This window comes from Burkholderia sp. BCC1640 (assembly GCF_902833125.1).
Lineage (GTDB): Bacteria > Pseudomonadota > Gammaproteobacteria > Burkholderiales > Burkholderiaceae > Burkholderia > Burkholderia diffusa.
Genome location: NZ_CADFEF010000026.1, coordinates 14,909 through 26,924 on the forward strand (window position 1 = coordinate 14,909; position 12,016 = coordinate 26,924).

General features: G+C 67.1%; 11 protein-coding genes. 10 read left to right on the plus strand and 1 reads right to left on the minus strand.

Annotated elements, in window-relative coordinates; all coding sequences use genetic code 11:
* The first annotated feature begins 18 nt into the window (after window positions 1-18).
* The 10 genes from murD (at window position 19) to lpxC (ending at window position 11,448) form a co-directional block, all read left to right on the plus strand.
* Complete coding sequence (murD, locus tag HWX25_RS24715) at window positions 19-1,527, plus strand: UDP-N-acetylmuramoyl-L-alanine--D-glutamate ligase (RefSeq protein ID WP_059820693.1); 1,509 nt, start codon at window positions 19-21, stop codon at window positions 1,525-1,527.
* Window positions 1,524-2,807, plus strand: a complete 1,284-nt coding sequence (gene ftsW, locus HWX25_RS24720; protein ID WP_059535166.1) for a putative lipid II flippase FtsW — start codon at window positions 1,524-1,526, stop codon at window positions 2,805-2,807. Before murD ends, ftsW begins: the two co-directional genes overlap by 4 nt.
* Complete coding sequence (gene murG, locus HWX25_RS24725; RefSeq protein WP_175911063.1) at window positions 2,804-3,907, plus strand: undecaprenyldiphospho-muramoylpentapeptide beta-N-acetylglucosaminyltransferase; 1,104 nt, start codon at window positions 2,804-2,806, stop codon at window positions 3,905-3,907. The genes ftsW and murG overlap by 4 nt, the downstream gene beginning before the upstream one ends.
* A complete protein-coding gene (gene murC, locus HWX25_RS24730) occupies window positions 3,904-5,301 on the plus strand; it encodes a UDP-N-acetylmuramate--L-alanine ligase (protein WP_175911064.1) in 1,398 nt (465 codons plus the stop codon). The genes murG and murC overlap by 4 nt, the downstream gene beginning before the upstream one ends.
* Before the next feature lies 1 nt (window position 5,302).
* Window positions 5,303-6,244: a D-alanine--D-alanine ligase gene (locus HWX25_RS24735; RefSeq protein ID WP_059535171.1), complete on the plus strand. Its 942-nt coding sequence runs from the start codon at window positions 5,303-5,305 to the stop codon at window positions 6,242-6,244.
* A 19-nt stretch (window positions 6,245-6,263) separates the two neighbouring features.
* Window positions 6,264-7,016, plus strand: a complete 753-nt coding sequence (locus HWX25_RS24740; protein WP_057926855.1) for a cell division protein FtsQ/DivIB — start codon at window positions 6,264-6,266, stop codon at window positions 7,014-7,016.
* Between the two features lie 26 nt (window positions 7,017-7,042).
* Window positions 7,043-8,275, plus strand: coding sequence for a cell division protein FtsA (gene ftsA, locus HWX25_RS24745; protein ID WP_006752447.1), 1,233 nt, complete (start codon window positions 7,043-7,045; stop codon window positions 8,273-8,275).
* Window positions 8,276-8,386: 111 nt separating this feature from the next.
* Window positions 8,387-9,583 (plus strand): cell division protein FtsZ, encoded by a 1,197-nt coding sequence (gene ftsZ, locus HWX25_RS24750; protein WP_011883181.1) that lies wholly within the window; start codon window positions 8,387-8,389, stop codon window positions 9,581-9,583.
* Between the two features lie 200 nt (window positions 9,584-9,783).
* A complete protein-coding gene (locus HWX25_RS24755; protein ID WP_059535173.1) occupies window positions 9,784-10,290 on the plus strand; it encodes a peroxiredoxin in 507 nt (168 codons plus the stop codon).
* Between the two features lie 240 nt (window positions 10,291-10,530).
* A complete protein-coding gene (lpxC, locus tag HWX25_RS24760; protein ID WP_059535496.1) occupies window positions 10,531-11,448 on the plus strand; it encodes a UDP-3-O-acyl-N-acetylglucosamine deacetylase in 918 nt (305 codons plus the stop codon).
* A gap of 82 nt (window positions 11,449-11,530) precedes the next feature.
* Here lpxC and HWX25_RS24765 read toward each other — a convergent pair whose 3' ends face one another.
* A complete protein-coding gene (locus tag HWX25_RS24765) occupies window positions 11,531-12,010 on the minus strand; it encodes a DUF721 domain-containing protein (RefSeq protein ID WP_059535175.1) in 480 nt (159 codons plus the stop codon).
* Window positions 12,011-12,016 lie beyond the last annotated feature (6 nt).

A 12,016-nucleotide genomic window follows, 5' to 3' on the forward strand; every position in this document is an offset into this window, starting at 1 on the left:
ACAAGGATGTCTGGCGAGATGTTTGGAGATCGGCAGCGGCCGATGGTGCTCGTACTGGGGCTCGGGGAATCGGGTCTCGCGATCGCGCGATGGTGCGCGAGGCACGGGTGCCGGCTGCGTATTGCCGATACCCGCGAGGCGCCGCCGAACCTTGCCGCGCTGCAGGCCGAAGGCATCGATGCGGAGTTCGTCGGCGGGCCGTTCACGCCTGCACTGCTCGACGGCGGCGTCGAGATCGTCGGGCTGAGCCCCGGCCTGTCGCCGCTTGAACCGGCACTGGCGGCGCTGATCGCGGCCGCGAACGAGCGCGCGATCGCCGTGTGGGGCGAACTGGAATTCTTCGCGCAGGCGCTGCGCGCGCTCGGCACGAGCGGCTACCAGCCGAAGGTGCTCGCGATCACCGGCACCAACGGCAAGACCACGACGACGAGCCTCACGGGCCTGCTGTGCCAGCGTTCGGGCAAGAAGGTCGCCGTCGCGGGCAACATCAGCCCGGCGATGCTCGACCGGCTCGCGGGCGCGATCGACGATACGGCGTTGCCCGACGTCTGGGTGCTCGAACTGTCGAGCTTCCAGCTCGAGACGGCACGCACGTTCGCGCCGGACGCGGCCGCGATCCTCAACATCACGCAGGATCACCTCGACTGGCACGGCAGCTTCGACGCCTATGCGGCCGCGAAGGGCCGGATCTTCGGCGCGACGACCACGCGCGTGCTCAACCGCGACGATGCGGCCGTGATGAAGTTCGCGCCGGCCGCCGGCGCGGCCGATGCGGCGCGCACGGTCACGTTCGGCCTGAACGAACCGACGCAGGACGGCGACTACGGCCTGTCGCGCGACAACGGCATTGCGTGGCTGGTCGAAGCGGTCGACCGCGACGCGCCGGACGAGACGACGAGCCGTCGCCGCAAGCGCGACGGCGCGCATACGCCCGACATCGCGCAGAAGCGCCTGATGCCGGCCGACGCGCTGCGCATCCGCGGGCTGCACAACGCGGCGAACGCGCTGGCCGCGTTCGCGCTTGCACGCGCGATCGACCTGCCGGCCGCGCCGCTGCTGCACGCGCTGCGCGAATATCGCGGCGAGGCGCATCGCGTCGAAGTGATCGCGACGATCGACGACGTGGACTACGTCGACGACAGCAAGGGAACGAACGTCGGCGCGACGGTAGCCGCGCTCGACGGGCTCGCGCAGAAGATCGTGCTGATCGCCGGCGGCGACGGCAAGGGGCAGGATTTTGCGCCGCTGGTCGCGCCGGTCGCGCGCTGGTGTCGTGCGGTGATGCTGATCGGCCGCGATGCGCCGGCGATTCGCGACACGCTCGCCGAAACCGGCGTGCCGCTCGCCGACCACGCGACGCTCGAAGGCGCGGTGCGTGCCGCTGCCGACCTCGCCGAGCCGGGCGATGCGGTGCTGCTGTCGCCCGCGTGCGCAAGCCTCGACATGTTCAGGAACTACGCCCATCGCGCGGATGTGTTCCGCGCGGCGGTGGATGAAATCGCCATCGACAAAGGAGCGACGCCATGAGCTGGTCCGATCGCCTCGTCTCCCGTTTCAACGACCGGCGCGACACCGGCGGCAATGCCGCCGGCGGCCGCGTCGCGTCGGCCACGCGCGCCGCGACCGGCGGCCTCGCGAGCGTCGTCAACGGCGTGCGGCCGAGCCGCTCGCGGATGCTCGATTTCGACTACTCGCTGCTGTGGGTCGCGATCGCGCTGCTCGGGCTCGGCGTGGTGATGGTGTACTCGGCGTCGATCGCGATGCCCGATTCGCCGAAATACGCGTCGTATCACGACTATGCGTTCCTGATGCGCCACTGCGTGTCGCTTGGCGTCGCGTTCATCGCGGCGGTGATCGCGTTCCGCGTGCCCGTGTCGACCTGGGACAAATACGCGCCGCATCTCTTCCTGATCGCACTGGTCGGCCTCGTGATCGTGCTGATCCCGCACGTCGGCAAGGGTGTGAACGGTGCGCGCCGCTGGATTCCGCTCGGCATCACGAACATGCAGCCGTCGGAAATCATGAAGCTCGCGGTGACGATCTACGCGGCGAACTACACGGTGCGCAAGCAGGAATACATGCAGAGCTTCGCGAAGGGCTTCCTGCCGATGGCGTTCGCGGTCGGTCTCGTCGGCGCGCTGCTGCTGCTCGAACCGGACATGGGCGCGTTCATGGTGGTTGCCGCGATCGCGATGGGCGTGCTGTTCCTCGGCGGCGTCAACGGCAAGCTGTTCGGCGGCCTGGTCGCGACGGCGGTTGGCACCTTCACGATGCTCGTATGGCTGTCACCGTGGCGTCGCGAGCGGATTTTCGCGTACCTCGATCCGTGGGACGAACGCTATGCGCAGGGCAAGGCGTACCAGCTCACGCACTCGCTGATCGCGTTCGGCCGCGGCGAGTGGTTCGGCGTCGGCCTCGGCGGCAGCGTCGAGAAGCTGAACTACCTGCCCGAAGCGCATACCGACTTCATCCTCGCGGTGATCGGCGAGGAACTCGGCTTCGTCGGCGTGCTGGTCGTGATCCTGCTGTTTTACTGGATCGTGCGCCGCGCGTTCGAGATCGGCCGTCAGGCGCTCGCGCTCGACCGCACGTTCGCGGGCCTGATGGCGAAGGGCATCGGCATCTGGTTCGGCGCGCAGACGTTCATCAACATGGGCGTGAACCTCGGCCTGCTGCCGACCAAGGGCCTGACGCTGCCGCTCGTGAGCTACGGCGGCTCGGGCATCCTGCTGAACTGTGTCGCGCTTGCGGTGCTGTTGCGGGTCGACTATGAAAATCGCGTATTGATGCGGGGAGGGAAGGTATGACCGCGTCGCGACGCACGCTGATGGTGATGGCAGGCGGCACCGGGGGCCACGTGTTCCCGGGGCTCGCCGTCGCGCACCGGATGGAAGCGGCGGGTTGGCGCGTCGTGTGGCTCGGCAATCCGGCCGGGATGGAAGCGACGCTCGTGCCGAAGCACGGCATTCCGATGGAATACGTGCGCTTCGGCGGACTGCGCGGCAAGGGCCTGAAGACCAAGCTGACGCTGCCGATCAACCTGCTGCGCGCGTGCTGGCAGAGTCTCGGCGCGCTGCGTCGCGTGCGGCCGGACGTCGTGCTCGGGATGGGAGGCTACATCACGTTCCCGGCGGGCGTGATGACCGCGCTGTCGGGCCGCCCGCTCGTGCTGCACGAACAGAATTCGATCGCCGGTCTCGCGAACAAGGTGCTCGCGAAATTCGCGAAGCGTGTGCTCGTCGCGTTCCCGGGCGCACTGCCGCACGCGGAATGGACCGGCAACCCGATTCGCGCGGAACTTGCGCGCACGGAAACGCCCAAAGCACGCTATGCGTCGCGCAGCGGCCCGCTGAACGTGCTGGTCGTCGGCGGCAGTCTCGGCGCCGCCGCGCTGAACGAAGTCGTGCCGCGCGCGCTGGCGCTGCTGGCGCCGGGCGAGCGCCCGCGTATCGTGCACCAGGCCGGCGCGAAGCACATCGACGCGCTGAAGGCGAATTACGAAGCGGCCGGATTCACCGGCGGCGACGACGTGCGGCTCGTGCCGTTCATCGACGACATGGCCACCGCTTACGCGGCGGCGGATCTCGTGATCTGCCGTTCCGGCGCGATGACGGTGTCGGAAATCGCGGCGGTGGGCGTGGCGGCGCTGTTCGTGCCGTTCCCGTACGCGGTCGACGACCACCAGACGACCAACGCCGCGTTCCTCGCCGATGCGGGCGCGGCGGTGCTGGTGCAACAACGCGACCTGTCGGCGGAACTGCTTGCCGACTGGCTGCGCGGCCAGTCGCGGGTGTCGCTCGCGGACATGGCGGAGCGTTCGCGCTCGCTGGCGAAGCCCGAGGCCACCGACGAAGTCGCGCGCGTCTGCGCGAAGGTGGCCGGCGCGAACCTGGAACAACTGCAATGAAACACATCGTCAAACACATTCATTTCGTCGGGATCGGCGGCGCGGGCATGAGCGGCATCGCCGAAGTGCTCGTCAACCTCGGCTACGAGGTCAGCGGCTCCGACCTGTCGCGCAACGCGGTGACCGATCGTCTCGCGGCGCTCGGCGCGCGGATCGCGATCGGGCACGACGCGGCGAACATCGAGGGCGCGAACGCGGTCGTCGTGTCGACGGCCGTGCGCTCGGACAACCCCGAAGTGCTCGCCGCGCGCCACCAGCGCGTGCCGATCGTGCAGCGCGCGGTGATGCTCGCGGAGCTGATGCGCCTGAAGCAGGGGATCGCGATCGCCGGCACGCACGGCAAGACCACGACGACGAGCCTCGTCGCGAGCGTGCTCGCGGCGGGCGGGCTGGACCCGACCTTCGTGATCGGCGGCCGGCTGATCAGCGCCGGTGCGAACGCGCGGCTCGGCACGGGCGACTTCATCGTCGCCGAGGCCGACGAGTCGGACGCGTCGTTCCTGAACCTGTATCCGGTGATCGAAGTCATCACGAACATCGACGCCGATCACATGGACACCTACGGCCACGATTTCGCGCGGCTCAAGCAGGCGTTCATCGAGTTCACGCAGCGCCTGCCGTTCTACGGCAGCGCGGTGGTGTGCGTCGACGATCCGAACGTGCGGCAGATCATCCCGTTCATCTCGAAGCCGGTCGTGCGCTACGGGTTGTCGCCGGACGCGCAGGTGCGCGCGGAAGACATCGACGCGCGCGACGGCCGCATGCACTTCACGGTGATCCGCGAAGGCCGTGCGCCGCTCGCGGTGGTGCTGAACCTGCCGGGCCTGCACAACGTGCAGAACGCGCTCGCGGCGATCGCGATCGCGACCGATCTCGGCGTGGCGGACGACGCGATCCAGCTGGCGCTGGCGGAATTCAACGGCGTCGGCCGACGCTTCCAGCGCTACGGCGAGGTGCCGAGCGCGGACGGCGGCCAGTACACGCTGATCGACGACTACGGCCACCACCCCGTCGAGATGGCCGCGACGATCGCGGCCGCGCGCGGCGCGTTCCCGGGCCGCCGCCTCGTGCTGGCGTTCCAGCCGCACCGCTACACGCGCACGCGCGATTGTTTCGACGACTTCGTCAATGTGCTGTCGACGGTCGACGCGCTGGTGCTGACGGAAGTCTATGCCGCGGGCGAAGCGGCGATCGCGACGGCCAACGGCGACGCGCTGTCGCGTGCGCTGCGCGCGGTGGGCAAGGTTGACCCGGTGTTCGTCGCGACGGTCGACGACGTGCCGGACGCACTGGCCAAGGTCGCGCAGAACGGCGACGTGGTGATCACGATGGGCGCGGGTTCGATCGGCGGCGTGCCGGCGAAGCTCGTGCAACACACACAACAGAAGGCATGACATGAGCGGGATCGATCCGAAACGTTTCGGCAAGGTGGCGGTGTTGTTCGGCGGCGAATCCGCCGAGCGCGAGGTGTCGCTCACCTCGGGCCGTCTCGTGCTGCAGGGCCTGCGTGACGCGGGCGTCGACGCGCATCCGTTCGACCCGGCCGAGCGGCCGTTGTCGGCGCTGAAGGACGAAGGCTTCGTGCGCGCGTTCAACGCGCTGCACGGCGGCTACGGCGAGAACGGCCAGATCCAGGGCGCGCTCGACTTCTACGGGATCCGCTACACGGGCAGCGGCGTGCTCGGCTCGGCGCTCGGCCTCGACAAGTTCCGCACGAAGCTCGTGTGGCAGCAGACGGGCGTGCCGACGCCGCCGTTCGAGACGGTGATGCGCGGCGACGACTACGCGGCGCGCGCGGCGGACATCGTCGCGAAGCTCGGCCTGCCGCTGTTCGTGAAGCCGGCGAGCGAGGGCTCGAGCGTCGCGGTGCTGAAGGTGAAGACGGCCGACGCGTTGCCCGCCGCACTGTCGGAAGCGGCGACGCACGACAAGATCGTGATCGTCGAGAAGAGCATCGAAGGCGGCGGCGAATACACCGCGTGCATCGCCGGCGATCTCGACCTGCCGCTGATCAAGATCGTGCCGGCAGGCGAGTTCTACGACTACCACGCGAAGTATGTCGCCGACGATACGCAGTACCTGATTCCGTGCGGGCTGCCCGCGGAACAGGAAGCGGAACTGAAGCGCATCGCGCGCCGCGCGTTCGACGTGCTCGGCTGTACCGACTGGGGTCGGGCGGACTTCATGCTCGATGCCGCCGGCAACGCGTATTTCCTGGAAGTGAACACGGCCCCCGGGATGACCGACCACTCGCTGCCGCCGAAGGCCGCGCGATCGATCGGCATCAGCTATTCGGAGCTGGTCGTGAAGGTGCTGTCGCTTACGCTCAACGACTGACGCAGGAACGGAACGACGTATGTGGAACAACGTTCGCCAACTCAACCTTGCCGCCAGCGCGCTGTACGCGCTGTTGCTGCTCGTGTTGGCGGCGGCCGGCTGCTACTGGCTGATCCAGCGTCCGACGTTCGCGCTGCGCGAAATCCGGATCGACGGCGACACCGAGCACATCAACACGCCGACGGTGCGTGCGGGCGTGGTCGGCCGGCTGAAGGGCAATTTCTTCACGGTCGATCTCGATACGGCGCGTGCCGCGTTCGAGCAGATGCCGTGGGTGCGCCACGCGAGCGTGCGCCGGGTGTGGCCGAATGCGCTGGCTGTCACGCTCGAGGAGTACAAACCGCTCGGGACCTGGGGCAGCGCGCAGCTCGTGAGCGTAGACGGTGAGCTGTTCACCGCAAACCAGGGCGAACTGGATCAGGAACTGCCGGCGTTCGACGGCCCGGAGGGCAGTGCGAAGGAAGTCGTCACGCGGTATCGCGACTTCACGAACTGGTTTGCGCCGCTGAAGGCGGCGCCGGAAGAAGTGACGCTGTCGGCGCGCTACGCGTGGACGGTGAAGCTGTCGAACGGCATGCAGGTCGAGCTGGGCAAGGAGCGCACCAGCGAGACCCTGCATGACCGGAGCCAGCGCCTCGTCGCCGCGTGGCCGGCCGTCACGGAGCGTTGGGGCAACGACATCGAGTACGCGGACCTGCGTTATCCGAACGGATTCGCGATTCGTGCGGCAGGCATGCGGTTCCTGACCGATACCGACAAGCGCAAGAAGTAACGAGAGATCACACGCAAGAGCACTTTATGAGCAAAGACTACAAGGATCTGCTGGTTTCCCTCGACATCGGCACGTCGAAGGTGGTGGCCATCGTCGCCGAGCTGAAGGGCGAAGGCCATTACGAGGTGATCGGCCTCGGCCAGAGCGAATCGAAGGGTCTGAAGAAGGGCGTGGTGGTCAATATCGAGGCCACCGTGCAGTCGATCCAGCGCGCGCTCGAGGAAGCCGAGCTGATGGCCGACTGCAAGATCACCAACGTGTTTACGGGGATTGCCGGCAGCCATATCCGCAGCTTCAACTCGAGCGGGATGGTCGCGATCAAGGACAAGGAAGTCACGCAGACGGACGTCGCGCGCGTGATCGAGACCGCGAAGGCGATCAACATCCCGACCGACCAGCAGGTGCTGCACATCCTCACGCAGGAATTCATCATCGACGGCCAGGAAGACGTGCGCGAGCCGATCGGGATGAGCGGCATCCGCCTCGAGGTGAAGGTGCACATCGTGACGGGCGCGGTCAGTGCCGCGCAGAACATCGTCAAGTGCGTGCGCCGCTGCGGGCTGGAAGTGAACGACCTGATCCTGCAGCCGCTCGCGTCGTCGCTGGCCGTGCTGACGGAAGACGAGAAGGATCTCGGCGTGGTGCTGGTCGACATCGGCGGCGGCACGACCGACATCGCGATCTTCGCCGAAGGCGCGATCCGCCATACCGCGGTGATTCCGATCGCCGGCGACCAGATCACGAGCGACATCGCGATGGCGCTGCGCACGCCGACGCCGGACGCGGAAGACATCAAGGTCGGCTACGGGATCGCGAAGCAGGCGCTCGCCGATCCGGACGAGATGGTCGAAGTGCCGGGCCTCGGCGAACGCGGCCCGCGCACGCTGTCGCGCCAGGCGCTCGCGGCCGTGATCGAGCCGCGCGTCGAGGAACTGTTCTCGCTCGTGCAGCAGGTCGTGCGCGAGTCGGGTTACGAAGAACTGCTGAGCTCCGGCGTGGTCATTACCGGCGGGGCTTCGATGATGCCGGGCATGGTCGAGCTCGGCGAAGACATTTTCCTGAAACCGGTCCGCATCGGCGCGCCGGAATACGCAGGCGGCCTCGCCGACGTGGTGCGCAATCCGCGCTACTCGACGGCGATGGGCCTGCTCGTCGAAGGTAGTGCTCAGCGCATGCGCGGCCGCAAGGTCGCCGTGCAGTCCGGCAACGCGGGGCAGATCTTCTCGCGGATGAAGGAATGGTTCCTGAGCAACTTCTGACGAACCGAATCGAAATTCGCGCCGGTGCCGGCGGCTGGCGCGCGACAGGGGGTTGCCCGATCTCCTGCCGAATAACGGCCGAGTAGTTTTATTTTCTTGACGGAGGCAACAATGGAATTCGAAATGCTGGAAACCGAAACCAACGGCACCATCATCAAGGTGGTCGGCGTTGGCGGCGCTGGCGGCAATGCCGTTCAGCACATGATCAACCGTGGCGTGCAGGGCGTCGACTTCATCGTGATGAACACCGACGCACAGGCGCTGTCGCGCGCGCGCGCACCGTCCGTGATCCAGCTCGGCAACACCGGCCTCGGCGCCGGCGCGAAGCCGGAAATGGGCAAGGCGGCGGCGGAAGAGGCGCGCGAGCGCATCGCCGACGCGCTGCGTGGCGCGCACATGGTGTTCATCACGGCCGGCATGGGTGGCGGCACGGGCACGGGCGCGGCGCCGGTGGTCGCGCAGATCGCGAAGGAGATGGGCATCCTGACGGTGGGTGTCGTCAGCAAGCCGTTCGAATTCGAAGGCGGCAAGCGCATGCGCGTCGCGGAAGCAGGCTCGCAGCAACTGGAGGATCACGTCGACTCGCTGATCGTCGTCCTGAACGACAAGCTGTTCGACGTGATGGGCGATGACGCCGAGATGGACAAGTGCTTCCAGTGCGCGGACGACGTGTTGAACAACGCGGTTGCAGGCATTGCCGAAATCATCAATGTCGATGGCCTCGTGAACGTCGACTTCGAAGACGTGAAGACGGTGATGGGCGAGCAGGGCAAGGCGATGATGGGCACGGCGACGGTCGCCGGCGTCGATCGCGCACGCCTCGCGGCGGAACAGGCCGTGGCGAGCCCGCTGCTCGAAGGCGTCGATCTGTCGGGCGCGCGCGGCGTGCTGGTCAACATCACGTCGAGCCGTTCGCTGCGCCTGTCGGAAACGCGCGAAGTGATGAACACGATCAAGAGCTACGCGGCGGAAGACGCCACGGTGATCTTCGGTGCGGTGTACGACGACGCAATGGGCGATGCACTGCGCGTGACGGTCGTGGCGACGGGTCTGGGCCGTGCGGCGAAGAAGCAGCAATCGGCACCGATGACGCTGCTGCGCACGGGTACCGACAACCAGCCGGTCAGCGCGGTCTCGCACGGCTATGCGCAGCCGCAGCACGTCAGCACGGCCGACTACGGCGCGCTCGATACGCCGGCGGTGTGGCGCAACTCGCGCGAAACCGCGGCATCGCACGTGCAGGCGCTGCAGGAGAAGGGTGTCGACACGTACGACATCCCGGCTTTCCTGCGCAAGCAGGCTGACTGACGACGCACACACAGGCGAAGCCGCGGCGCGATCGACGAGATTGCCGCGGTAACGCCGGCGTGACGGATGCCACGGACCACGACAGGCCGCGTCGAATGCGACGCCGGGCCGGGAAACGTGCCCTCTTCGCATGAGCGGAGCGGGATGGGACGTGCTGTCCGCAATACGCCGAAAAACCGTATCGCTATGAGGGACCAGCCATGATTCAAGTGGGCGACGCGCTGCCCGACGCGCAACTGTTCGAGTTCATCGACGACGCGCGCGAAGGCTGCACGCTGGGGCCGAATGCCTGCAGCGTGCGCGATCAGGTTGCGGGAAAGCGGGTGGTGATCTTCGGATTGCCGGGCGCTTTCACGCCGACCTGTTCGGCGCAGCATGTGCCGGGCTATGTCGAGCACGCCGAGCAACTGCGCTCGGCGGGCATCGACGAGCTCTGGTGCGTGTCCGTCAACGACGCATTCGTGATGGGCGCATGGGGACGTGATCTGCACACCGCGGGCAAGGTGCGCATGATGGCGGACGGCAGCGCTGCTTTCACTCATGCGCTGGGGCTGACGCAGGATTTGTCCGCGCGTGGCATGGGAATCCGTTCCCTGCGCTACGCGATGGTGGTCGACGACGGTGTGGTCAAGACGCTGGCCGTCGAAGCGCCGGGCAAGTTCGAAGTGAGCGATGCGGCGAGTGTGCTCGCGACGTTGACGTCCTGATCGTGCGGTGCGCCGTTGCCTGCCGGCAACGCTACTCACCGGCCTCAGGGCAGTTGTAACACGGGCCGATGACCGGAAACGCCTCCGTTCCGGGCATCGGCCCGTCCCGTATCGGCGCGGGTAAACAGTCGAAACAGATTGATACGCAGTTTCAAACAGCGTTGAATAGGGAATTACGCTATAATCCCACCTATCGAATATAACTCCTGATTGATATTCTCAATCAAGATGAAGAACATCATGCTGAAGCAGCGCACCATCAAATCGATCGTGAAGACCGTGGGCATCGGTCTCCACTCGGGCCGCAAGGTCGAACTGACGCTCCGCCCGGCCGCGCCGGGCACGGGGATCGTTTTCTCGCGCGTCGACCTGCCCACGCCTGTCGACATTCCGGCATCCGCGATGTCGATCGGCGACACGCGGCTCGCGTCGGTGCTGCAGAAGGATGGTGCGCGCGTGTCGACCGTCGAACACCTGATGTCGGCGTGTGCCGGTCTCGGCATCGACAACCTCTATGTCGACGTGACGGCCGAGGAAATCCCGATCATGGACGGCAGCGCCGCGTCCTTCGTGTTCCTGATCCAGTCCGCGGGCATCGAGGAGCAGAACGCGCCGAAGCGCTTCATCCAGGTGAAGAAGCCGGTCGAAATCCGCGACGGCGACAAGTTCGCGCGTCTCGATCCGTATTTCGGCTTCAAGCTGAAGTTCACGATCGACTTCCGTCACCCGGCCGTCGACAAGACCGGCCAGGAACTCGAGGTCGACTTCGCGAACACGTCGTACGTGCGCGAGATCGCGCGTGCGCGCACGTTCGGTTTTGCCCATGAAGTCGAAATGATGCGCGAGCTGGGTCTCGCACGCGGCGGCAGCATGGACAACGCCATCGTGCTCGACGAATACCGGATCCTGAACAACGACGGGCTGCGCTACGACGACGAGTTCGTGAAGCACAAGATGCTCGACGCGATCGGCGACCTGTACGTGGTCGGCCATCCGCTGCTGGCGTCGTACACCGCATACAAGTCGGGTCACGGGCTGAACAACGCGCTGCTGCGCGAACTGCTCGCGCACGAGGACGCGTACGAGATCGTCACGTTCGACGACCCGCAAGCCGCGCCGAGCGGCTTCGCGTTCGACACGCAGACGGCCTTCGCCTGATCGGCGTTCGGCACCCGCGATAAAAAAGCGACCTTCGGGTCGCTTTTTTGTTGGGCGTCAGGCCCGCGGGGGCGGCGCGCACTCAGCGCGACGACTTTGCACCGTGCCGCGCGGCCATTCGCGCGAGTGCAGCCTGCAGTGGCGACGGCTCGAGGTGATCGGCGAGGTCGCGCAACGCGGTGGCGCCGACGGTCGTCATGCGCGCCTGCTTCACGTGCGGGGGTTCCGGCGCGTCCTTCGGACGCACGCGCACGCGCAGCGCCGAGACCGGCCAGCCGCGCTTCTGGAGATCGGCGAGCAGGCGCGGCTCGACCTGCCGCAGCCGGGCGGCGAGCGCATTGTGCGCGGCAAAGAGGGTCAGGGTGCCGTCCTTGATGGAGCCCGGCTCGACGTGATTCGCGAGATAGTCGGGCAGCAGCGCGGCGAGGTCGCGCTGCAGCGACGCGACCTGTTCGACGCCGGCGCGCAGCGCCGCGAACGCGTCGGTGCGGTTGAGCACTTCGGACACGGGTTGCGGGCGATACGCGGCGAGCGGGCCGAAACGCTTGGAAAATCGGTTCATCGAGGC